The organism is Erwinia sp. PPS120 (assembly GCF_047918655.1).
Classification (GTDB): domain Bacteria; phylum Pseudomonadota; class Gammaproteobacteria; order Enterobacterales; family Enterobacteriaceae; genus Erwinia; species Erwinia tasmaniensis_A.
Genome location: NZ_JBLREF010000008.1, coordinates 71351 through 92561 on the forward strand (window position 1 = coordinate 71351; position 21211 = coordinate 92561).

Consider the following 21211-nt stretch of genomic DNA (forward strand, 5'->3'; position numbering starts at 1 on the left):
ATTAATTCCGATTAATTTCATCCTGAAGCTGGCCGCAACCTGTACTAATTTCATCGCCGCCGCCTCTCTGTTCTGCATCCAGACAGCGCTGATAATCAGCGGAAGGAATCGTTTCTTTTTCGTACACTGTCTGACAGCCCGTCATCATTGTTATAAACGCGAAGAGATAAAGAGAACTTTTCATTAATGCGTCTCTGCGTGGTTTAAGAGGCGTTATCGCAGCGTGAAAGGTACTATCGCCATAAATTTTACGTCGCGTTCGTCTTGAAATATGTTGCCATAGCCTCCGCTCCAGGAAGGAATATCACTATGATTATCGTAACGGGTAAAATGCAGCTTAAAGAGCGCGCCTTTTGCACGCCCTGCCTGGACGGTATAAAGTAAATCAAGGTTCCATGCCGATTCCTTCAGCCGCCGATCTGTTGTATAGCGGGTAGGTTTGGCTCCCCATCCCCAGGCATAAGAGGTACCTGCTGACCATCCGGGTAGGCGCCATTTGCTAAGATCAACCATTACGCCAGCGAATAATGCTTTCTCACCGTCAGCATTAAAATCCGATCGTGAATCCCACCACAGGTCGAGTCTGCCATTTGAAGAGGCGTAACCGGGCGTCATGCGTTGAAGAAAGTAGCCCTGGTTACCTTCGGCTTTGACTAACGATCCTTCCAGACGCAAATCAACAGCCCCCAGCTTATAACTCAGCGTTAAGGCCTGAAGCCAGGCAAGCCCATCATAAACATCGTTGCGATTTTTTGTTCCACCGGCTTCTTTGTCTTCGGCGCCATAAAACTGCCAGGTGGTGTTCAAATTGCTGCCTGCAAATGGGAAAGGATATGAAACTTTACTGAAATACTGGTTAATATAATGTGCGGATTGTCCAAAAGCAGCTTCAATAATCAGGTTATTATTAAAATTATATTTAGCGCCAATTGAATGAAGCCAGGCTATCTCCGTTTTACCGTCGGCCTTGCGAAACTCATACAGAGTTTGATACCAGGGTGCCTTATATCTATCACTCCACATCCATGAAATCGCCAGCGCGCCCGCCTCGCCAAAATTATAATCACCGCCGATCTCTATTCCGCGATAGGTTCCCGGCATAAAACTCCAGTGCGAAGCCAGCAGAGTTTGACCTTCAGGCTGAATATATCCGCCGCGCAACCAGTAATTATCATGTTTTATCTTTAATGCTGCTTTATAAATTCCGATACCATTTCTGTCACCTGACCAGTTTTCCTGCCATCGGGAATCCGCATTACTGAAAGCAATTTCGTTTGGTGCAGCCGGACTTTTATCAGAAAGTTCCTGCGCACCATATATTCCCATATCGATACCTACAATATTGGCGGCATAGCCTGATGAAAAGTCGAGATTAGCATTAAATGTTGAATGATGGAGATTCCGTTCGAACTCTCTTTTTTTATCACTGCCATCCTCTAAATTTCTTCTTTCACGATGACGTTGCCAGTAGTAGACCGCGCCACTTAACGCTGAGTCATCAATAAAACCCGCTGCAATGATTTTTGGACTACTGATTGAAACAATGAAAATCAGACACAACAATATATTGCGAGATAAATTTATTTTTCCCACGAGAACTCCTTCTCAAAAATAGCTTCCTGTTAAAGTATTTTAATACTCTTTTTATTAGTGGCTATGTTATTTTTCGCACCGCGAATTATCAATGATTATTTTACTGACATGATGCAAAACATGACCGGACACACATTTATTTTTAAAAAAACATACACTACAAAAAAACGCAGCACGAAGGCTGCGTTTTTTATTATTACCAGACTATTTATTCGGCTGCTTTATTCCAGGTATCTCGTAAACCAACTGTTCGGTTAAATACCAGATTTCCCGGCGTAGAATAGCGACTGTCCGCACAGAAATACCCTTCTCGCTCGAACTGATAAGGCGAGCCAGCTTCGGCCTTGCTTAAGCCCGGTTCAATAAAACCGCGACGAATAATCAATGATTCAGCGTTGATGGTGGAAAGAAAATCTTCAGCGCCGCCTGGATTAGGCACGCTGAATAAGCGGTCGTAAAGGCGAAATTCAGTTGGAAGCGCATGCTCTGCTGATACCCAATGAATCACGCCCTTGACCTTGCGGCCATCGGCAGGATCCTTGCTCAGCGTGTCAGTGTCGCACGTGCAGAACAGGCAGGTGATATTCCCCTCTTCATCTTTTGCTACCCGCTCCGCCTTAATGACGTAAGCATTGCGCAGCCGAACCTCTTTGCCCAGCACCAGTCGCTTATACTGCTTGTTAGCCTCTTCACGGAAGTCAGCGCGGTCAATGTAAATTTCGCGGCTAAACGGCACCTCACGCGTGCCCATCTCCGGTTTATTCGGATGATTAGGCATGGTGAGGATCTCTTCATGATTTGCCGGGAGGTTTTCAATCACCACTTTCAGTGGATCAAGAACAGCCATCGCACGTGGCGCGTTTTCATTAAGATCGTCACGAATGCAGGACTCAAGCGACGCCATTTCAACAATGTTGTCCTGTTTGGTCACGCCAATGCGGCGGCAGAACTCGCGTATAGCACCTGCGGTATAGCCACGACGCCGCAGGCCGGACACGGTCAGCATCCGCGGATCGTCCCACCCTTCAACAATCTTTTCGCTAACCAGCTGGGTCAGTTTACGCTTGGACATAATGGCGTATTCAAGATTCAGACGGGAAAATTCGTACTGCCGCGGATGGGCTGGAATGGTGATGTTATCCAGCACCCAGTCATAAAGGCGACGGTTGTCCTGGAATTCCAGCGTACAGAGCGAATGGGTTATCCCCTCCAGTGCATCGGAAATGCAGTGGGTAAAGTCATACATCGGATAGATACACCACTTATTACCGGTCTGGTGATGCTCGGCAAATTTAATGCGATACAGCACCGGGTCGCGCATAACGATAAAGCTGGAGGCCATATCTATTTTGGCGCGCAGACAGGCGGTGCCTTCGGCAAAGCCGCCGTTACGCATTTTTTCAAACAGCATGAGGTTGTCGCTCACGCTGCGATCGCGATACGGGCTGTTTTTCCCCGGCGACGTTAGCGTCCCACGATATTCGCGGATCTGCTCCGGCGACAGCTCATCAACGTAGGCCAGGCCTTTAGTAATAAGCTCGACGGCGTAGTGGTGCAGTTGATCAAAATAATCAGATGAGTAACGGACCTCGCCGCTCCACTCAAAACCAAGCCACTGCACATCCTTCTTAATCGACTCCACAAACTCCAGATCTTCTTTCACCGGGTTAGTGTCATCAAAGCGCAGGTTACATTGACCCTGATAGTCCTGAGCAATGCCAAAATTCAGGCAGATTGATTTAGCATGGCCAATATGCAGATAGCCGTTAGGCTCGGGCGGAAAGCGGGTATGAACACGATCGTGCTTACCGTTCGCCAGGTCTTCGTCAATAATCTGACGAATAAAGTTAGTTGGGCGGGCTTCTGCCTCACTCATCTCAATGTCCTCAGGGATGCTTAGCGTAAATTAGTACGAGAAATAACGGAGTATGATCCACAAAGCAGGGAAGGGAAACAACCGTTTGTTAGCGGGGATGCGAAAAAAAGGGCGGGGATCGCTTCCCGCCCTGTCCTGCTATCTCTTCAGAGGCTAGCCGTGGACGTCAAACAGGCGCGTCTCACCTGCAATTACCGTACTACCCGCCGCCAGCTGGAGGCTGCTGTAGTCGTCAATATTACTTACCACAACCGGGCTGATCATCGAACGGGCGTTGGCATTCAGCCAGTCCAGATCCATCTCCAGCACCGGCTGCCCGACAGTGACGACCGCGCCCTCTTCAACCAGCCGGGTAAAGCCCTTCCCTGCCAGCGCCACGGTATCCAGCCCCATATGCACCACCACTTCGACGCCCTTCTCCGTTTCCAGACAGAACGCATGGTTAGTATTAAAGATTTTAACCACCGTACCCGCTGCCGGTGATACTACGATGCTGCTGGTCGGTCTGATAGCCAGCCCGTCTCCGACCGCTTTGCTGGCGAAGGCTTCGTCCGGTATCTGTTCAATCGCAACCACCTCACCGCTAACCGGTGCGACCAGCGTCGCTACGATGCCTTTCGCCACGTTTGGCACCGCCTGCGGCGCAGCAGAAGCACTGGCTTTTTCAGCCCCATCCAGGGAAGCAAGAGGAGCAACGCTCGCTTTTGCGATGACCTTTTTCATCTCTTCAGCAATAGATTCCGCTTTGGCGCCCACAATCACCTGAACCGTTTGTTTGTTCAGCTTGATGACGCCGGACGCGCCGAGACGCTTACAGGCTGCATCGTTTACCATGCCTGCATCGTTCACGGACAGGCGCAGACGAGTGATACAGGCATCAATAATGTTGAGATTATCGCTGCCGCCAACCGCGCCAATATACTGACGGGCAAGCGTTTCTATTCCTTCTTCACTATTACTGTTGGCACTCTCTCCGGCAGGCTGGTCATCCTTGCCGTCATCGCGTCCCGGCGTTTTCAGATTGAACATTTTGATAATCGCGGTGAAGAGCACGAAATAAACGACAAAGGCGATTGCCCCCATTACCAGCAGCATCCAGACGTTGTTGCTGGCCGCGGGCAGCTTGTACATCAGTACATAGTCAATAGCCCCGGCCGAGAAGGAGAAGCCCGCGTGAATGTTTAGTGCCGTGGCAACAAACAGACTGATACCGGTCAGGATGGCGTGGACCAGATACAGTAGCGGCGCAAGGAACATAAACAGGAATTCCAGCGGCTCGGTCACACCGGTCAGGAATGCGGTAACCGCAACCGACAGCAGCATCCCGCCGACGAGGGGACGACGAGCCCTGGGTGCCGCCAGGTACATTGCCAGCGCGGCACCGGGAAGACCAAACATCATAATGGGGAAGAAACCCGACATAAACATGCCCGCGGTGCCGTCACCAGCATAGAAGCGGTTGATGTCGCCGTGGAAAACCGCGCCCGCCGCGTTGGTGTAGTCACCTATCTGGAACCAGGCAATGGTATTCAGCACCTGATGGAGACCCGTTGGGATCAGCAGGCGGTTAACGAAGCCAAATATGCCCGCGCCCAGCGCGCCCTCAGAGACTATCCACTGGCCCCCGCTTTGAATGCCGGCCTGTACGGGTGGCCAGATATAGCCAAATACCGACGCCAGAATCAGGCAAAAGAACCCGGTCGCAATCGGCACAAAGCGTTTGCCACCAAAGAAGCTCAGGAATTCCGGCAGTTTAATATCCGACCAGCGGTTATAGGTCATTCCGGCCACCAGCCCGGTAATGATCCCCGCCAGTACGCCCATATTAATGGCCGGATTAATGGTTACCATCGCCTTCGTCATAATGAAATAACCTACCGCTCCGGCCAGCGCAGCGGGGCCCGCATTGTCTTTTGACCAGGTAGAGGCAACGCCGATAGCAAAAATCAGCGCGAGGTTGTCAAAGATTGCCCCACCGCCCTGAGCGATAAACGGCATATTCAGTAAATCGGGTTGCCCAAAGCGCAGCATAAGCGCTGCAACAGGCAGCACCGCGATGGGCAGTTGCAACGATCGCCCCAGCCTTTGAAAAAATCCTAAAATATTCATCCTTCCCCCTAAAGACCCGTTAAGGCTCCGATTACCGTTTTGCGTTTTTATAACGGCCAGTTTGATTTCGCATCATAGTAAAATCACCTGACGGAGTGTAAAAAAAATTTAATTCGCTTCGCAAATTAAAAGCGCTGCAATGTGACTTTTATCACTTCAAAATGCAGAGGAGGTCACAATATTCTGGCCATATACGCCCACTTATTTTATGATCCAAAATATCAGCGCGGATTTATCCCTCGCGGATAATGGCGGAAACACGTTACGCTTGCATACTGCTACGCGCCCTGCACCGCTGACCCCTTTACTATATAAATTGATATGAGGTGACACATGAGACTAATTCCTCTCGCAACTCCCACTCAGGTGGGTAAATGGGCCGCGCGCCATATCGTCGATCGCATTAATGCTTTCAACCCTACGGCAGACCGCCCTTTCGTACTTGGCCTGCCGACAGGCGGTACGCCCCTTGAAGCCTATCGTCATCTGATTGATATGCATAAAGCGGGCCAGGTAAGCTTCAGGCATGTAATTACCTTCAATATGGACGAGTATGTCGGCCTGCCAAAGGAACACCCGGAAAGCTATCACAGCTTTATGTACCGCAACTTTTTCGATCATGTTGATATTCCAGCGGAAAACATTAATCTTCTTAACGGAAATGCAGAAGATATTGACCTGGAGTGTCGTCAGTATGAAGAGAAGATCCGCGCACTGGGTAAAATACACCTGTTTATGGGCGGCGTAGGCAACGACGGCCATATCGCTTTTAATGAACCGGCCTCTTCGCTCGCTTCACGTACCCGTATCAAAACTCTGACGCATGAAACCCGCGTGGCTAACTCGCGCTTCTTTGGCGGGGATGTGGAAAAAGTACCTAAATACGCCCTCACCGTGGGCGTGGGCACCCTGCTTGATGCGGAAGAAGTCATGATTCTGGTCATCGGTCACGCCAAGGCCCAGGCGCTACAGGCCGCCGTTGAGGGTAACGTTAATCATATGTGGACCATCAGCTGCCTCCAGCTCCATGCCCGCTCGATAGTGGTCTGCGATGAGCCAGCCACTATGGAACTGAAGGTTAAAACCGTTAAATACTTCCGCGAAATGGAAGCGGAAAGCGTGAAAAGTCTGTAAATCATTAGCTCAACACAGAACGGCACAGTGGCTAATGCCTGTAGCACAGCGTACGCTGCCGACGCTGGGGCAATGTTCCCAGCCGGACACATGCGTTAGCCATTAAGCCGGATATGCCGGGAGAAAATATGTACGCTTTAACCAATGGCCGCGTTTTTACCGGCCATGAGATACTCGAAAATCATGCAGTTGTCATCAAAGATGGCCTGATTGAACGCGTTTGCGTCGCCGATGAACTTCCGGCAGGCATTGAAAGACGCGATACGGGCGGTGCGATTATTGCTCCCGGCTTTATCGATCTCCAGCTTAACGGCTGCGGCGGCGTGCAGTTTAATGATGATATGGCTGCGTTAAATGTCGACACCCTGAACACCATGCAGAAAGCCAATGAGAAAGCGGGCTGTACCAGCTTTCTGCCGACCCTTATCACCAGTAGCGATGAAATGATGCATCGCGCCGTTGAGGTGATGCGGGCTTATCTGGCGCAGAATGCTAACCAGGCCCTTGGCCTGCATCTGGAAGGTCCGTGGCTCAGCCCACGCAAGCCCGGCACCCATAATCCCGCACTGATCCGTCGCCCTTCCCCGGCGCTGGTCGATTTCCTCTGCGAGAATGGCGATGTCATCAGTAAGATCACCCTCGCGCCGGAAGAGGTCTCCCCCGAGGTTATCCGCCAGCTGGTCAGCGCAGGCATTGTGGTTTCCAGCGGCCATTCGCATGCTACCTATCATGAAGCGCGCTCTGGCATTACTGCCGGGATCAGTTTCTCCACCCATCTTTATAACGCCATGCCTACCCTCACCGGACGTGAACCGGGCCTGATCGGTGCCCTGTTTGACGCCCCAGAGGTCTACAGCGGGATTATCGCAGACGGCCTGCACGTGCATTACGCAAATATTCGTAATGCTAAACGTATCAAGGGTGACAGGCTAATACTGGTGACGGATGCCACCGCGCCAGCCGGGGCTAATATTGACCAATTTATTTTCGCAGGAAAAACAATATACTATCGGAATGGGCTGTGCGTTGACGAACAGGGCACGCTGAGTGGTTCTGCACTGACGATGATCGAAGCGGTCGCGAACTGCGTCGAACATGTCGGTATTTCTCTCGATGAGGCGATCCGCATGGCAACGCTTTACCCAGCCCGGGCAATGGGAATTGAGAAAACATTAGGTTCAGTTGAAGCCGGAAAAGTGGCGAACCTGAACGTTTTCACCCGTGATTATAAAATAATCCAGACTATCGTTAACGGTGACGAGGTCTTAAGCGAGTAGATGCGGAATGACCAGCGGCGGACAGGCTCAGATAGGAAACGTTGATTTAGTTAAGCAGCTTAATAGCGCAGCCGTATACCGGCTTATCGATCGGCAAGGACCGATTTCACGTATTCAGATTGCCGAGCACAGTCAGCTTGCTCCCGCCAGCGTCACCAAAATTACCCGCCAGCTTATTGAACGCGGGCTGATCAAAGAAGTGGATCAGCAGGCCTCTACTGGAGGCCGCCGCGCTATCTCAATCATTACCGAAACGCGGGGATTCAACACCATCGGCATTCGTCTGGGACGCAGCGACGCCACACTTACCCTTTTCGACCTCAGTGGAAAACCCCTGGCTCAGGAAGATTATGCCCTGCCAGAACGCACCCAGGAAACCCTGGAACACGCCCTGTTTAACGCCATCGCCAGCTTTATGGAACAGTACGAGCGCAAGCTGCGTGAGCTGATTGCCATTTCCGTTATTTTACCCGGACTGGTCGATCCGGTTAACGGGATTATCCGCTATATGCCGCATATCAACGTCAACTGCTGGCCGCTGGTGGCAAACCTGCAGGCACGTTTTAACGTCACCAGCTTTGTCGGCCACGATATTCGTAGTCTGGCCCTGGCCGAGCACTACTTTGGTGCCACGCGCGACTGCGCTGACTCCATCTTAGTGCGCGTGCATCGCGGTACCGGCGCCGGTATTATCGCCAATGGCCATATTTTTCTCGGCAGCAATGGCAACGTTGGCGAGCTGGGCCATATTCAGGTAGATCCGCTGGGTGAGCGCTGCTCCTGCGGTAATTTCGGCTGCCTGGAAACCATTGCGGCGAACAGCGCGATTGAAAAACGCGTACGTCATCTGTTGTCCCAGGGCTATAACAGCGTCCTGCGCGAGGAGTGTGGTATTCACCAGATCTGTCAGGCTGCTAACCGCGGAGATGCGCTGGCGACCGAAGTGATTGAGCACGTTGGCCGCTATCTCGGCAAGGCCGTTGCCATTGCAATAAACCTTTTTAACCCACAAAAGGTGGTGATTGCCGGTGAGATTACTGAGGCGGAAAAGTTGTTATTGCCGGCCATTGAGGGCTGCATTAATACGCAGGTGCTGAAAGCCTTTCGCAAAAATCTGCCGGTCGTTCGTTCCGAACTGGACCATCATTCAGGCATAGGCGCTTTCGCGCTGGCGAAACGTGCCATGCTTAACGGCATCTTATTACAACACTTACTGGAAGGTTGATGAGCGCTTTAACCCTGATGAACAGCGAAAGCAGTACGATTAAAAATGTCATCTGCGATATTGATGGCGTGTTAATGCACGATAATACGGCGGTGCCGGGTGCCAACGATTTTCTGCAACGCATTCTAGCCCGGGGATTACCTCTGGTGGTGCTGACGAATTACCCATCGCAGACCGCGCTTGACCTCTCCAATCGTTTTGCCTCGGCAGGAATCGATCTGCCGGACAGCGTCTTTTATACCTCCGCCATGGCGACGGCTGATTTTCTGCGGCGTCAGGAGGGGAAAAAAGCTTATGTAGTGGGCGAAGGCGCGCTGATCCACGAACTGTATAAAGCGGGCTTTACCATCACCGATATCAACCCGGACTTTGTGATTGTCGGAGAGACCCGCTCATACAACTGGGACATGATGCATAAAGCGGCCTGGTTCGTTGCTAACGGCGCCCGCTTTATTGCCACTAATCCGGACACCCACGCCAGGGGTTTTGTGCCAGCCTGCGGCGCGCTCTGCGCCGGAATCGAAGTCATTTCCGGGCGTAAGCCTTTTTACGTCGGCAAGCCAAGCCCATGGATCATCCGCGCCGCGCTCAATAAAATGCAGGCGCATTCGGAAGAGACGGTTATCGTTGGCGATAATCTGCGTACCGATATCCTGGCCGGTTTCCAGGCCGGGCTGGAGACAGTATTGGTGCTATCAGGCGTTTCGACGATGAGCGATGTTGACGCTATGCCTTTCCGTCCCAGCTGGATTTATCCGTCAGTGGCCGATATCGATATTATCTGATTCGGACTTACCCCACCCGCCCTGCTTATCTTTTAAACACCATCACCCGTAAATTGACGATTATTCAAATTTAATCGCATTTTACTGGTGATCCATCAATATTCTTCGCAGTGCAACAGACTATTTTTCAGAGAATGGCTAAAACGCTTGCATCATCCGGGGCAGATAGCGCATTTTTATAGTCACAGGGCGAAAACTGTCGCCGTTGACGATTCACATTACCATCATCACCGTTCAGGGATGTCGAGAGGGAGTTAGCTATGTGTTCAATTTTTGGCGTGCTGGATCTGAAAACTGATTCTGCCGAACTGCGTAAGAAAGCCCTGGAGCTTTCTCGTCTGATGCGTCACCGTGGCCCGGACTGGTCCGGCGTTTATGCCAACGATCACGCGATTCTTTCACACGAACGCCTGTCAATTGTTGACGTGAACAACGGCGCACAGCCTCTGTATAACGCTGCCCATACGCATGTATTGGCCGTGAACGGTGAAATCTATAACCATCAGGCACTGCGGGCAGAACTGAGTGACCGCTATGAGTTTCAGACCGAATCCGACTGCGAAGTGATCCTCGCGCTCTATCAGGAAAAGGGCGTCGACTTCCTCGACGAGCTGCAGGGCATGTTCGCCTTTATTCTGTATGACAGCGTTAAAAACACCTGGCTGATTGGTCGCGATCATATCGGTATTATCCCGCTTTATATGGGTAACGATGAGCACGGTAACCTGTTTGTTGCCTCGGAAATGAAAGCGCTGGTGCCGGTTTGCCGCACCATGAAAGAGTTTCCGCCAGGCAGCTACCTCTCCAGCACCGACGGTGAGATCCACCGCTACTGGCAGCGCGACTGGTTCAGTTATGAGGCTGTTGAACACAACAAAACCGATGCACCGGCGCTGAAAGAGGCGCTGGAAGAAGCGGTGAAAAGCCACCTGATGTCTGACGTGCCTTATGGCGTTCTGCTGTCGGGTGGGCTGGACTCCTCTATTATCTCTGCCGTGACCAAAAAGTATGCGGCGAAGCGCATTGAGGATCAGGATAAGAGCGAGGCCTGGTGGCCACAGCTGCACTCCTTCGCCGTCGGTCTGGAAGGTTCACCCGACCTGAAAGCCGCCAAAACCGTGGCGGACCATCTTGGTACCGTCCACCACGAGATTCATTTCACCGTGCAGGAGGGCCTGGATGCCATCCGTGACGTGATTTACCATATTGAAACTTATGACGTCACCACCATTCGCGCCTCGACGCCGATGTATCTGATGTCACGCAAAATCAAAGCGATGGGCATCAAAATGGTGCTGTCGGGCGAAGGCGCCGATGAGGTGTTTGGCGGCTATCTCTACTTCCATAAGGCCCCGAACGCCAAAGAGTTCCACGAGGAAAACGTGCGCAAACTGCTGGCCCTGCATATGTTCGACTGCGCCCGTGCCAACAAAGCCATGTCAGCCTGGGGCGTAGAGGCGCGCGTGCCCTTCCTGGACAAAAAATTCCTCGACGTGGCGATGCGCATTAACCCGGCAGATAAAATGTGCGGCGCTAACGGCAAAATGGAAAAACACATTCTGCGCGAGAGCTTCTCCTCATACCTGCCGGAAAGCGTGGCCTGGCGTCAGAAAGAGCAGTTTTCTGACGGCGTCGGCTACAGCTGGATCGACAGCCTGAAAGAGGTGGCCGCGCAGCAGATCTCCGATCAGCAGCTGCAAACGGCGCACTTCCGTTTTCCGTACAACACGCCGACCTCTAAAGAGGGCTACCTGTACCGTGAAATCTTTGAAGAGCTGTTTCCTTTACCCAGCGCGGCGGAGTGCGTTCCCGGCGGACCTTCCGTTGCCTGTTCATCGGCGAAAGCCATTGAGTGGGATGAAGCGTTCAAAACCATGGACGATCCCTCCGGTCGTGCCGTGGGCGTGCATCAGTCAGCCTACAAATAAGCGAACACTTTATCTGTGAAAACGGGGCCTTACCGGCCCCGTACCCTTTTTTTGCGCACGTTACCTTCAGAATTTGTTGATTTAATCATCAGGCTGGTTATAACCCAGACAAACGAAGCATTTCAGGGCAAAAACGGGAAAAAACTTGTTGACGCTTTCAGGTCAACTCCGCATAATGCGCCCCGCAACGCCGATGAAGGTAGCGCGAAATAAAGATGGCTACGTAGCTCAGCTGGTTAGAGCACAGCACTCATAATGCTGGGGTCACAGGTTCGATTCCCGTCGTAGCCACCATCTTTTTGCGGGAGTGGCGAAATTGGTAGACGCACCAGATTTAGGTTCTGGCGCCGCAAGGTGTGCGAGTTCAAGTCTCGCCTCCCGCACCATTATCATCGCGGTTTTGCACGGATGGGGTATCGCCAAGCGGTAAGGCACCGGTTTTTGATACCGGCATTCCCTGGTTCGAATCCAGGTACCCCAGCCAGTTTTCTTGATGGTCGCTGTACTGAGTGAAACGGACATTGGGATATCGCCAAGCGGTAAGGCACCGGTTTTTGATACCGGCATTCCCTGGTTCGAATCCAGGTATCCCAGCCATTAAGAAATATGTTAGTGTAGTAACGCAGTAAAATTAGGCTACTTAGCTCAGCTGGTTAGAGCACAGCACTCATAATGCTGGGGTCACAGGTTCGATTCCCGTAGTAGCCACCAATTTTATTGGGGTGTCGCCAAGCGGTAAGGCACTGGTTTCTGATACCAGCATTCCGGGGTTCGAATCCCTGCACCCCAGCCATAAAAAAGACGATTCGCATTGCGAATCGCACCCAGGAAATTGGGGTGTCGCCAAGCGGTAAGGCACTGGTTTCTGATACCAGCATTCCGGGGTTCGAATCCCTGCACCCCAGCCATTAAGTAAAGAAGCCCGCTTTTGCGGGCTTTTTTACGTCTGCGGTTTGCCAGAGCGGCTTCCTCCTCCCGACCATACAGCGCTAGTCTCATCATCCTGACTACCCGCAACATACCCATAGCTGAGCAGAATACGGCACATGTAGTTGCCTGGTCAGATTGCACCATACATAACGCAGATAGGGTGCGGATCGCTATATTGCGCCTCGTCAGGCGCCTGCCTGCGCCCGGCTGTCTGCCTGTGACTTTGCTGTTAGCTCACTTTGGAACCGCCATTGAGCTGGAGAGTGATTTAAAGGCCCAGCGCGTAGCGTAACGCCTGGCGCTTCAATACACCCGAGCGTTCGGCCACCATCAGCCCAAGATTACGCATAACGCGCAGCGGCGCAGACGGGTTACTAAAGGCAAAGTAGAAGAGATCCATCCCGCTCTGCATCAGCATATTGTCGGTTTGACGCTGACGCTGATAGCGGCGCAGTACGCCCGCCGATGCCCAGTCTTCGGCTTTATCACGCGCTGCCGTTAGCGTGTTTATTAAGGCGTCTACGTCGCGATAGCCCAGGTTAACACCCTGACCTGCCAGCGGATTGATGGTGTGTGCGGCATCGCCCACCAGCGCCAGGCCAGGCAACACATAGCGAATCGCATGGCGGCGCACCAGAGGAAAGGATCCGGCAGTGACCGGCTTAACGTGCCCCAGCCTTGCCGGAAAGTGTTTAATAATCTCCTGCTCCAGCTGCTGCATGCTCATCGCCTGCAGCTGTCGAATGCGTGCCGGGCTGTCGTACCACACCAGCGAAGCCCACCCGTCGGACAGCGGTAAAAATGCGCGCGGACCGTCGGGTGTGAATTGCTGCCAGGTACAGTCACCGGCATCCCGATCGCAGCGTACGCTGATGAGCATACAGGCTTGTGCATAATTCCAGCCGTGAATGCCCATCCCTGCCAGTTGCCTCACCTGAGAGTTAGCACCATCGGCACCCACCACCATGCGGGCGATCATCTCCTCGCCGCTTTCCAGGCGCAGACGCCAGCCGCCGTTGCAGGGTTGCAGATCCTGAAGGCGGGCTGGCGCAATCAGACTCACGTCCTGCTGCGCGAGCCTTTGCCAGAGTGAGCTTTGCAGTACGCTGTTTTCCACCATAAAACCTAATTCCGGCAGCCCCAGCGACTGCGCGTCAAATCCCACCTGTGCGGTCTGCCACTCCCAGGTTTCCAGCCGGCGATAGGGGGTGGCGCGCATCTGCTGCACCCGTGGCCAGACCTCAAGTTGCTTAAGCAGGTCTACCGAGGCGGCACTGACGGCAGAAATCCTGACGTCGGGATTGCTCTGCGGATCAAACTCCGCGGGTGCCTGCTGTTCAAGCACCACCACCTTAAATCCCTGCGTCGTCAGTCCGCTGGCCAGCGCGGCTCCTACCATTCCGCCGCCAACAATGACGATATCCTCGTTCCGCGTATGTCCTGTCATTATTTTATCCTTTACCGGTGGACTACGGTGCCCTTACCTCTACACCTGTAAGGGACAATTTGTTACCCTTAGTGTATCGGATTTTGCGGGGCCAGTTGAAATCGTAAACGTAAAAGCCTGTATGCTGGTCACCATCGTGGCAAAGCATTACAATACGCGCCCTGCATTCCTTCCTGCATGATAAATGGCAACCAGATGACCCAAAAACTGCATATCAAAACCTGGGGCTGTCAGATGAATGAGTATGACTCATCCAAGATGGCTGACCTGTTAAACAGCACGCATGGCTTCACGCTGACCGACGTCGCGGAAGAGGCCGACATTCTGCTGCTTAACACCTGCTCGATTCGTGAAAAGGCCCAGGAAAAAGTGTTCCATCAGCTTGGCCGCTGGAGAACGCTGAAGGAGAGCAACCCTGACCTGATCATTGGCGTCGGCGGCTGCGTGGCCTCGCAGGAAGGCGATCACATTCGTCAACGTGCCAGCTATGTGGATATCGTTTTTGGACCCCAAACGCTGCACCGCCTGCCGGAGATGATCAATACCGTGCGCGGTTCGAAAAGCCCGGTTGTGGATATCAGCTTCCCGGAGATCGAAAAATTCGATCGTCTGCCCGAACCCCGTGCAGAAGGGCCATCGGCTTTCGTCTCCATTATGGAAGGTTGCAACAAATACTGTACTTTCTGCGTGGTGCCTTACACCCGTGGTGAAGAAGTCAGCCGCCCCTGCGATGATATTCTGTTCGAAATAGCCCAGCTTGCTGCCCAGGGCGTGCGTGAAGTTAACCTGCTCGGTCAGAACGTTAACGCTTACCGGGGTGAGAGCTTTGATGGTGAAATCTGTAGCTTTGCCGACCTTCTGCGTCTGGTGGCCGCCATTGACGGCATCGATCGTATTCGCTTTACCACCAGCCATCCTATTGAGTTCACCGATGACATTATTGATGTCTACCGTGACACGCCCGAGCTGGTAAGTTTCCTGCATCTGCCGGTGCAGAGCGGTGCGGACCGTATTCTGACTTTGATGAAGCGTGCTCATACCGCGCTGGAATATAAGGCCATTATACGCAAGCTGATTGCGGCGCGGCCTGACATTCAAATCAGCTCCGACTTCATTATCGGCTTCCCTGGCGAGACCGAGCAGGACTTTGAGCAGACAATGAAGCTGATTGCCGATGTAAATTTCGATATGAGCTTTAGCTTTATCTACTCCGCGCGCCCCGGCACCCCGGCGGCCGATCTGCCGGACGACGTACCGGAAGAGGAGAAAAAGCAGCGCCTGTGGCGGCTTCAGGAGCGCATTACCCAGCAGGCGATGGTGTGGAGCCGCCGGATGATGGGCACCGTACAGCGTATTCTGGTGGAAGGCACCTCACGTAAAAACGTGATGGAGATGTCCGGCCGTACGGAAAATAACCGCGTGGTGAACTTTGAAGGAACGCCTGCGATGATCGGTAAATTTGTCGATGTTGAAATTGTTGACGTTTACACCAACTCCCTGCGCGGCGTGGTGGTGCGAACAGAAGATCAAATGGACCTGCGCAGCATTGAATCCCCGGCTTCCGTCATTGCGCGTACGCGTAAAGAAAACGAGCTTGGCGTAGGCTCCTTCCAGCCCTGACCCCACCCTTTTGCGGCAGGCCTTCGGGTTTGCCGCATGAATTCCCGCGCTGCGCACTTGGTTTCCGGAACCGTCGCCCAAATATCTTTTTATACGCTTGCGCATTTATGTGCAGCCATAAATAATTCTCTTATGCTATTGCCGCTAAACAGTGCGGCGCTGCCATAATACACCGTCCTCAACTGGCCCTGAGCGACCCAAAGGATTAGTTTGAATATCGAAACACGCGAAATTACCTTAGATCCCGCTGATAACCACCGTCTGCTGAGCCTCTGTGGCCCGTTTGACGACAATATTAAGCAGCTCGAGCGTCGGTTAGGCATTGAAATCAGCCGCCGTGACAACGCGTTTAAGCTGGTCGGCAAAGCCCTGTGCGTCAATGCTGCCGCGACTATTCTCCGCGACCTTTATGTGGATACGGCACCGGTGCGGGGCCATATTCCAGATATCGATCCTGAACAGATCCATCTGGCGATTAAAGAGAGCCGGGTGCTTGAGCAGGCTGATGACCATGTGCCCGAGTTTGGCAAGGCGGTAAACATTAAAACCAAACGCGGCGTAATCAAACCGCGTACGCCCAACCAGGCGCAGTACGTTGCTAACGTGCTCGATCATGACATTACCTTTGGCATCGGCCCGGCGGGTACGGGTAAAACCTATCTGGCCGTGGCTGCTGCCGTAGATGCCCTGGAGCGCCAGGAGGTTCGCCGCATCATGCTGACGCGTCCTGCGGTCGAGGCCGGTGAAAAGCTCGGCTTTCTGCCGGGCGATCTCAGTCAGAAGGTTGACCCCTACCTGCGTCCCCTGTATGACGCGCTGTTTGAAATGCTGGGCTTTGAGCGCGTGGAAAAGCTGATTGAGCGTAACGTGATTGAAGTTGCACCGCTGGCATACATGCGTGGTCGCACGCTCAATGATGCCTTTATCATTCTTGATGAAAGCCAGAACACCACCATCGAACAGATGAAAATGTTTCTGACCCGCATCGGATTTAATTCTAAAGCAGTTATCACCGGCGACGTGACGCAGATTGACCTGCCGCGTAATCTCAAGTCCGGCCTGCGCCACGCCATTGAGGTGCTTTCCGGGGTGGACGAAATTAGCTTTAACTTCTTCCACAGCGAGGACGTGGTCCGTCATCCGGTGGTTGCCCGCGTGGTAATCGCTTATGAAGCCTGGGAAGCGGCCGACCAAAAGCGTCGGGACGCGCAGGCCGAAGAGCGCAAGCGCGAAGCTCTGGCGATTCAGCTCGCCGCGCAGGAGCAAAAATGAGTACCGTAATTCTTGATTTGCAGCTTGCCTGCGAAAAGGTGGAAGGCCTGCCGACGGGATCTGATTTTCAGGGCTGGCTTGAGGCGGTTCTGCCTCAGTTCCAGGAAGAGAGTGAAGTGACCATTCGTGTGGTTGATGAAGCGGAAAGTCGCATGCTGAATCATACCTACAGAAGTAAAGATAAGCCGACTAACGTCCTCTCTTTCCCGTTCGAAGCCCCACCGGGTATTGAGCTGCCGCTGCTTGGCGATCTGATCATTTGTCGCCAGGTTGTTGAGCAGGAAGCCGCTGAGCAGGAAAAACCGCTGCTGGCCCACTGGGCGCACATGGTTATTCACGGTAGCCTGCATTTACTGGGTTATGACCACATTGAAGACGACGAAGCCGAAGAGATGGAGTCGATCGAGACCGAGATAATGCTTGCTCTTGGCTATGACGACCCGTACATTTCGGAGAAAGCGTTACCCTAAACAGGCCAGCTGGCCTGATACCATCCCTGCCACGCCTCTCGCGGCAGGGATATCTTCTTCTCACGACAAGAGTGACAGAAACAAAAACGCCATGAGCGATGACCATTCACAGAATAATGACAGTCCCAGTAGTAAAAAGGGATTCTTCACCCTTCTCCTCAACCAGCTGTTTCACGGTGAACCAAAAAACCGTGACGACCTGTTAGAGCTTATCCGCGACTCCGAACAGAATGAGCTGATCGATCCCGATACCCGGGACATGCTTGAAGGCGTGATGGATATCGCCGGGCAGCGCGTGAGGGACATTATGATCCCACGCTCACAGATGGTCACGCTGAAGCATAATCAGACGCTGGAAACCTGCCTGGATACCATTATAGAGTCGGCCCACTCCCGTTTCCCGGTCATCAGCGAAGATAAAGATCACGTTGAAGGTATCCTGATGGCAAAGGATCTGCTGCCGTTTATGACCAGCGGATCGGCGCCGTTCAGCATGGAGATGGTTCTGCGTCCGGCCGTTGTGGTGCCCGAGAGTAAGCGCGTTGACCGTATGCTTAAGGAGTTCCGCTCACAGCGCTATCACATGGCGATTGTCATTGATGAATTTGGTGGCGTCTCCGGGCTGGTTACCATCGAGGACATCCTGGAGCTGATCGTGGGGGAAATCGAAGATGAATATGACGATGAAGAAGATCGGGATATCCGCCAGCTAAGTCGCCATACCTATACCCTGCGCGCCCTGACGCCGATTGAAGATTTCAATGACATTTTCGACACCAGCTTCAGCGATGAAGAGGTCGATACCATCGGCGGTCTGGTGATGCAGGCGTTTGGTCACCTGCCTGCGCGCGGAGAGAGCGTAGAAATTGACGGCTATCAGTTTAAAGTCGCCATGGCGGACAGCCGTCGTATCATTCAGGTTCACGTCAGAATTCCGGAAAATTCGCCGCAACCGATTTTGGAAGAATAATTCGCAATGGCTATTGCTTCACTCTATCAGCGCCAGCGGGTTCGCCTGCTTTTAGCGCTGCTGACGGGTGCCTGTGGCACCCTTTCATTCTCGCCGTATGATTTCTGGCCGGCGGCCATTCTGTCGCTGGCGGGCCTGCTGGCTCTGACCCTTAATCGCTCAGTCCGTCAGGCCACTGCAATAGGCTTTTTATGGGGGATGGGCCTGTTCGGCAGCGGCATTAACTGGGTCTATGTCAGCATCGCCACCTTTGGGGGAATGCCGGGGCCGGTTAACGTTTTCCTGGTTATCCTGCTGGCCGCCTGGCTTTCGCTGTTCACGCTGCTGTTTGCCGCCGTGCTTAGCCGCCTGTTTCCCCGAGCCACTTTCGTTCGCCTGGTTATTGCTGCACCTGCGCTATGGCAGGTCACCGAGTTTCTGCGGGGCTGGATCCTGACGGGTTTTCCATGGCTACAGTTCGGCTATAGCCAGATTGACGGCCCTCTCAAAGGTCTGGGTCCATTATTGGGCGTTGAGGGCATTACCTTTGTGCTGATGATGGTCGCAGGGCTGGCTGTTTACGCCGTGATCAAGCGTCACTGGATAGCCGCCGTCGTGGCGCTGGCTTTGCTTCTGCTACCCTGGCCGCTGCGTCAGCTTAGCTGGTATCAGGCAATGCCCGAGCGCGCAATTAATGTCGCGCTGGTGCAGGGGAATATCCCCCAGTCGCTGAAATGGGATCCTAACCAGCTAATTAACACGCTGAAAACCTATACCGCGCTCACCCGCCCGTTTGTGGGCAAAGCGTCGCTGATCATCTGGCCTGAATCGGCCATTCCCGACCTTGAAAGTAATCAGCAGCCTTTCCTGAAATCAGTCGATGAAGAGTTACGTTCTCAGGGCAGTAGTCTGGTGACCGGCATCGTCGATTCGCGTCTGGAGAATAACCGCTATCACGACTATAACTCGATAATCGTATTAGGCGGTGAGCAGCCCTATAGCTATTACAGTAAGAACCGCTATCAGAAAAACCATCTGGTGCCCTTTGGAGAGTTTGTCCCGCTGGAGACTTTGTTGAGGCCGCTCGCACCCTTTTTCGATTTACCGATGTCTTCTTTCAGCCGGGGTGCCTATATTCAGCCGCAGCTGAAGGTAGCCGGGGTGAATCTGACCGCGGCCATCTGTTATGAGATCGTGCTGGGGCAGCAGGTTCGGGATAATTTCCGTCCGGATACGGATTTCCTGCTGACAATTTCTAATGATGCCTGGTTTGGTCATTCAATCGGTCCCTGGCAGCATTTCCAGATGGCCAGAATGCGGGCGCTGGAGCTGGGTCGTCCTTTGCTTCGCGATACCAATAATGGCGTAACGGCGGTGATTAATGCTGACGGCGATGCAGAAGAGATGATCCCACAGTTTACCGCGCGCGTATTAGCGATGCAGGTGGTGCCCACCCAGGGTCTGACGCCTTATGCCCGCTTCGGTAACGCATCTGTATGGGTTATCACGCTGTTGTTTGGTTTCATCGCCGTAGTTCTCGGTATCAGAAATCGCCATCGCGCCTGATGTCGGTATTATTTGCCAGGCCCCTTTGGTTTCGACTAACTGTTGGGCTGCGTTGCTGGTCTCTTATACAGCGGCGATATCTGAGGAGCCGGTGGATAATCTCGGCGGTAGCCGGTGAATTGTGTTGGCTGCAATGTCGGCTTTGCCGGTGGATAATCTCGGCGGTTGCCGGGCGTCACAGCTACACGCTTCGCATGGTGCCTTTGGCTCCGACTCCAGGCCGGAATGCCCGTCACCCGCAGGGATTATCCACCTCTCAGTCTTCTGATTTTCTTGATATCCCAACTATTTTGGTCAGTGCATATTTCCTGTACGCCTTCATATCTGGCGAAGAGTTTCCGGGGATCTCCGACACCGCCCTTACCCGCAGCCAGCACAATGCAGTAAGCCGACGGGTGGTGCCCGGTAACAGGCAATCCGCAGCGCTGAGCGCAGGGAGGAAGACCCGGATGGGCCAGCAGGGAGGCTGGCACCGGGCACCACACGTTGGCAACTACCCCAGCCTTACTGCGCCAGGCACCGGACCCCACCCGTTGGCGACCACCCCAGCCTTTGCACCACACATTGGCGACATCCCAGCCCTTACAGCACCAGGTACCAGCCACAGACGACACTCCCGGTCTTATCTCGCCCATCATCGTGCCATCTAAAAACAGAACAACATCCCACGCAGATCTATTTTGGAACCCCCGCCCCAATTGCCCCACTTAACCTCCTGTGTCCACAACGGTTTCAGCAAATAGTTGTTGGCACGATGCTTGCAAAATAATACGCAGAAATTGTACCCGGCCTGCAACATTCCTCTTAAAACAGAGTGTCCGCACTGCAACGGTTCATTTCCCGCCCCACGGCGGCGCAGCGCAAAAAAGATGCCCCTCTTTGGTGCGGCACAGTTCGCAAAAAAGAAACTTTTTTGTTTCATTAAGTTAACATTCAGCTATGTTAGGGCTGCCCAACGTGCGGCTATGCCCTGGGATATAAAGAAAAGCAGCAAGCAGTCAAAAACCATAACATCATAATCGGCGTGCTC

General features: G+C 53.1%; 15 protein-coding genes and 7 tRNA genes. 17 read left to right on the forward strand and 5 right to left on the reverse strand.

The window, feature by feature from the left end:
* Window position 1: 1 nt before the first annotated feature.
* The 4 genes from chiQ to nagE form a co-directional block, all read right to left on the reverse strand.
* A complete protein-coding gene (gene chiQ / locus ACLRGG_RS05135) occupies window positions 2-184 on the reverse strand; it encodes a ChiQ/YbfN family lipoprotein (RefSeq protein WP_416248728.1) in 183 nt (60 codons plus the stop codon).
* Between the two features lie 29 nt (window positions 185-213).
* Complete coding sequence (chiP, locus tag ACLRGG_RS05140) at window positions 214-1593, reverse strand: chitoporin ChiP (RefSeq protein ID WP_416248729.1); 1380 nt, start codon at window positions 1591-1593, stop codon at window positions 214-216.
* A 208-nt stretch (window positions 1594-1801) separates the two neighbouring features.
* The gene (glnS, locus tag ACLRGG_RS05145) at window positions 1802-3469 is read right to left on the reverse strand and encodes a glutamine--tRNA ligase (RefSeq protein ID WP_416248730.1); all 1668 of its coding nucleotides are present in this window, start codon (window positions 3467-3469) and stop codon (window positions 1802-1804) included.
* A gap of 153 nt (window positions 3470-3622) precedes the next feature.
* Window positions 3623-5578 (reverse strand): PTS N-acetyl glucosamine transporter subunit IIABC, encoded by a 1956-nt coding sequence (gene nagE / locus ACLRGG_RS05150; protein WP_416248731.1) that lies wholly within the window; start codon window positions 5576-5578, stop codon window positions 3623-3625.
* Window positions 5579-5911: 333 nt separating this feature from the next.
* On the opposite strand from nagE, the gene nagB reads away from it, so the two are divergent.
* The 12 genes from nagB (at window position 5912) to ACLRGG_RS05210 (ending at window position 12835) form a co-directional block, all read left to right on the forward strand.
* A complete protein-coding gene (gene nagB, locus ACLRGG_RS05155; RefSeq protein ID WP_416248732.1) occupies window positions 5912-6712 on the forward strand; it encodes a glucosamine-6-phosphate deaminase in 801 nt (266 codons plus the stop codon).
* A gap of 128 nt (window positions 6713-6840) precedes the next feature.
* Window positions 6841-7989, forward strand: coding sequence for an N-acetylglucosamine-6-phosphate deacetylase (gene nagA, locus ACLRGG_RS05160; protein WP_416248733.1), 1149 nt, complete (start codon window positions 6841-6843; stop codon window positions 7987-7989).
* Between the two features lie 7 nt (window positions 7990-7996).
* Window positions 7997-9214, forward strand: coding sequence for a DNA-binding transcriptional regulator NagC (gene nagC, locus ACLRGG_RS05165; RefSeq protein WP_416248734.1), 1218 nt, complete (start codon window positions 7997-7999; stop codon window positions 9212-9214).
* A 17-nt stretch (window positions 9215-9231) separates the two neighbouring features.
* Window positions 9232-9999, forward strand: coding sequence for an HAD-IIA family hydrolase (locus ACLRGG_RS05170; RefSeq protein ID WP_416248810.1), 768 nt, complete (start codon window positions 9232-9234; stop codon window positions 9997-9999).
* A gap of 260 nt (window positions 10000-10259) precedes the next feature.
* Window positions 10260-11927 (forward strand): asparagine synthase B, encoded by a 1668-nt coding sequence (gene asnB / locus ACLRGG_RS05175; RefSeq protein WP_416248735.1) that lies wholly within the window; start codon window positions 10260-10262, stop codon window positions 11925-11927.
* Between the two features lie 217 nt (window positions 11928-12144).
* Window positions 12145-12221 (forward strand) — tRNA-Met (locus ACLRGG_RS05180).
* A 7-nt stretch (window positions 12222-12228) separates the two neighbouring features.
* Window positions 12229-12313: transfer RNA gene (locus tag ACLRGG_RS05185), tRNA-Leu, on the forward strand.
* 23 nt (window positions 12314-12336) lie between these two features.
* Window positions 12337-12411, forward strand: a tRNA-Gln gene (locus ACLRGG_RS05190).
* 38 nt (window positions 12412-12449) lie between these two features.
* Window positions 12450-12524: transfer RNA gene (locus ACLRGG_RS05195), tRNA-Gln, on the forward strand.
* Between the two features lie 37 nt (window positions 12525-12561).
* A tRNA-Met gene (locus ACLRGG_RS05200) sits at window positions 12562-12638 on the forward strand.
* 7 nt (window positions 12639-12645) lie between these two features.
* A tRNA-Gln gene (locus ACLRGG_RS05205) sits at window positions 12646-12720 on the forward strand.
* 40 nt (window positions 12721-12760) lie between these two features.
* Window positions 12761-12835 (forward strand) — tRNA-Gln (locus tag ACLRGG_RS05210).
* A gap of 290 nt (window positions 12836-13125) precedes the next feature.
* On the opposite strand, the gene ubiF is transcribed toward ACLRGG_RS05210, so the two are convergent.
* Complete coding sequence (gene ubiF / locus ACLRGG_RS05215) at window positions 13126-14304, reverse strand: 3-demethoxyubiquinol 3-hydroxylase (RefSeq protein WP_416248736.1); 1179 nt, start codon at window positions 14302-14304, stop codon at window positions 13126-13128.
* Window positions 14305-14499: 195 nt separating this feature from the next.
* Here ubiF and miaB point away from each other — a divergent pair, with 195 nt between their 5' ends.
* The 5 genes from miaB to lnt all read left to right on the forward strand — a co-directional run bounded on the left by miaB (window position 14500) and on the right by lnt (window position 20181).
* A complete protein-coding gene (gene miaB, locus ACLRGG_RS05220; RefSeq protein ID WP_416248737.1) occupies window positions 14500-15924 on the forward strand; it encodes a tRNA (N6-isopentenyl adenosine(37)-C2)-methylthiotransferase MiaB in 1425 nt (474 codons plus the stop codon).
* A gap of 210 nt (window positions 15925-16134) precedes the next feature.
* Entirely contained in the window at window positions 16135-17196 is a 1062-nt protein-coding gene (locus ACLRGG_RS05225) for a PhoH family protein (protein WP_416248738.1), read from the forward strand.
* A complete protein-coding gene (gene ybeY / locus ACLRGG_RS05230) occupies window positions 17193-17666 on the forward strand; it encodes an rRNA maturation RNase YbeY (protein WP_416248739.1) in 474 nt (157 codons plus the stop codon). The genes ACLRGG_RS05225 and ybeY overlap by 4 nt, the downstream gene beginning before the upstream one ends.
* 91 nt (window positions 17667-17757) lie before the next feature.
* A complete protein-coding gene (gene corC / locus ACLRGG_RS05235) occupies window positions 17758-18636 on the forward strand; it encodes a CNNM family magnesium/cobalt transport protein CorC (protein WP_416248740.1) in 879 nt (292 codons plus the stop codon).
* Between the two features lie 6 nt (window positions 18637-18642).
* Entirely contained in the window at window positions 18643-20181 is a 1539-nt protein-coding gene (gene lnt, locus ACLRGG_RS05240; protein ID WP_416248741.1) for an apolipoprotein N-acyltransferase, read from the forward strand.
* Window positions 20182-21211: the final 1030 nt, after the last annotated feature.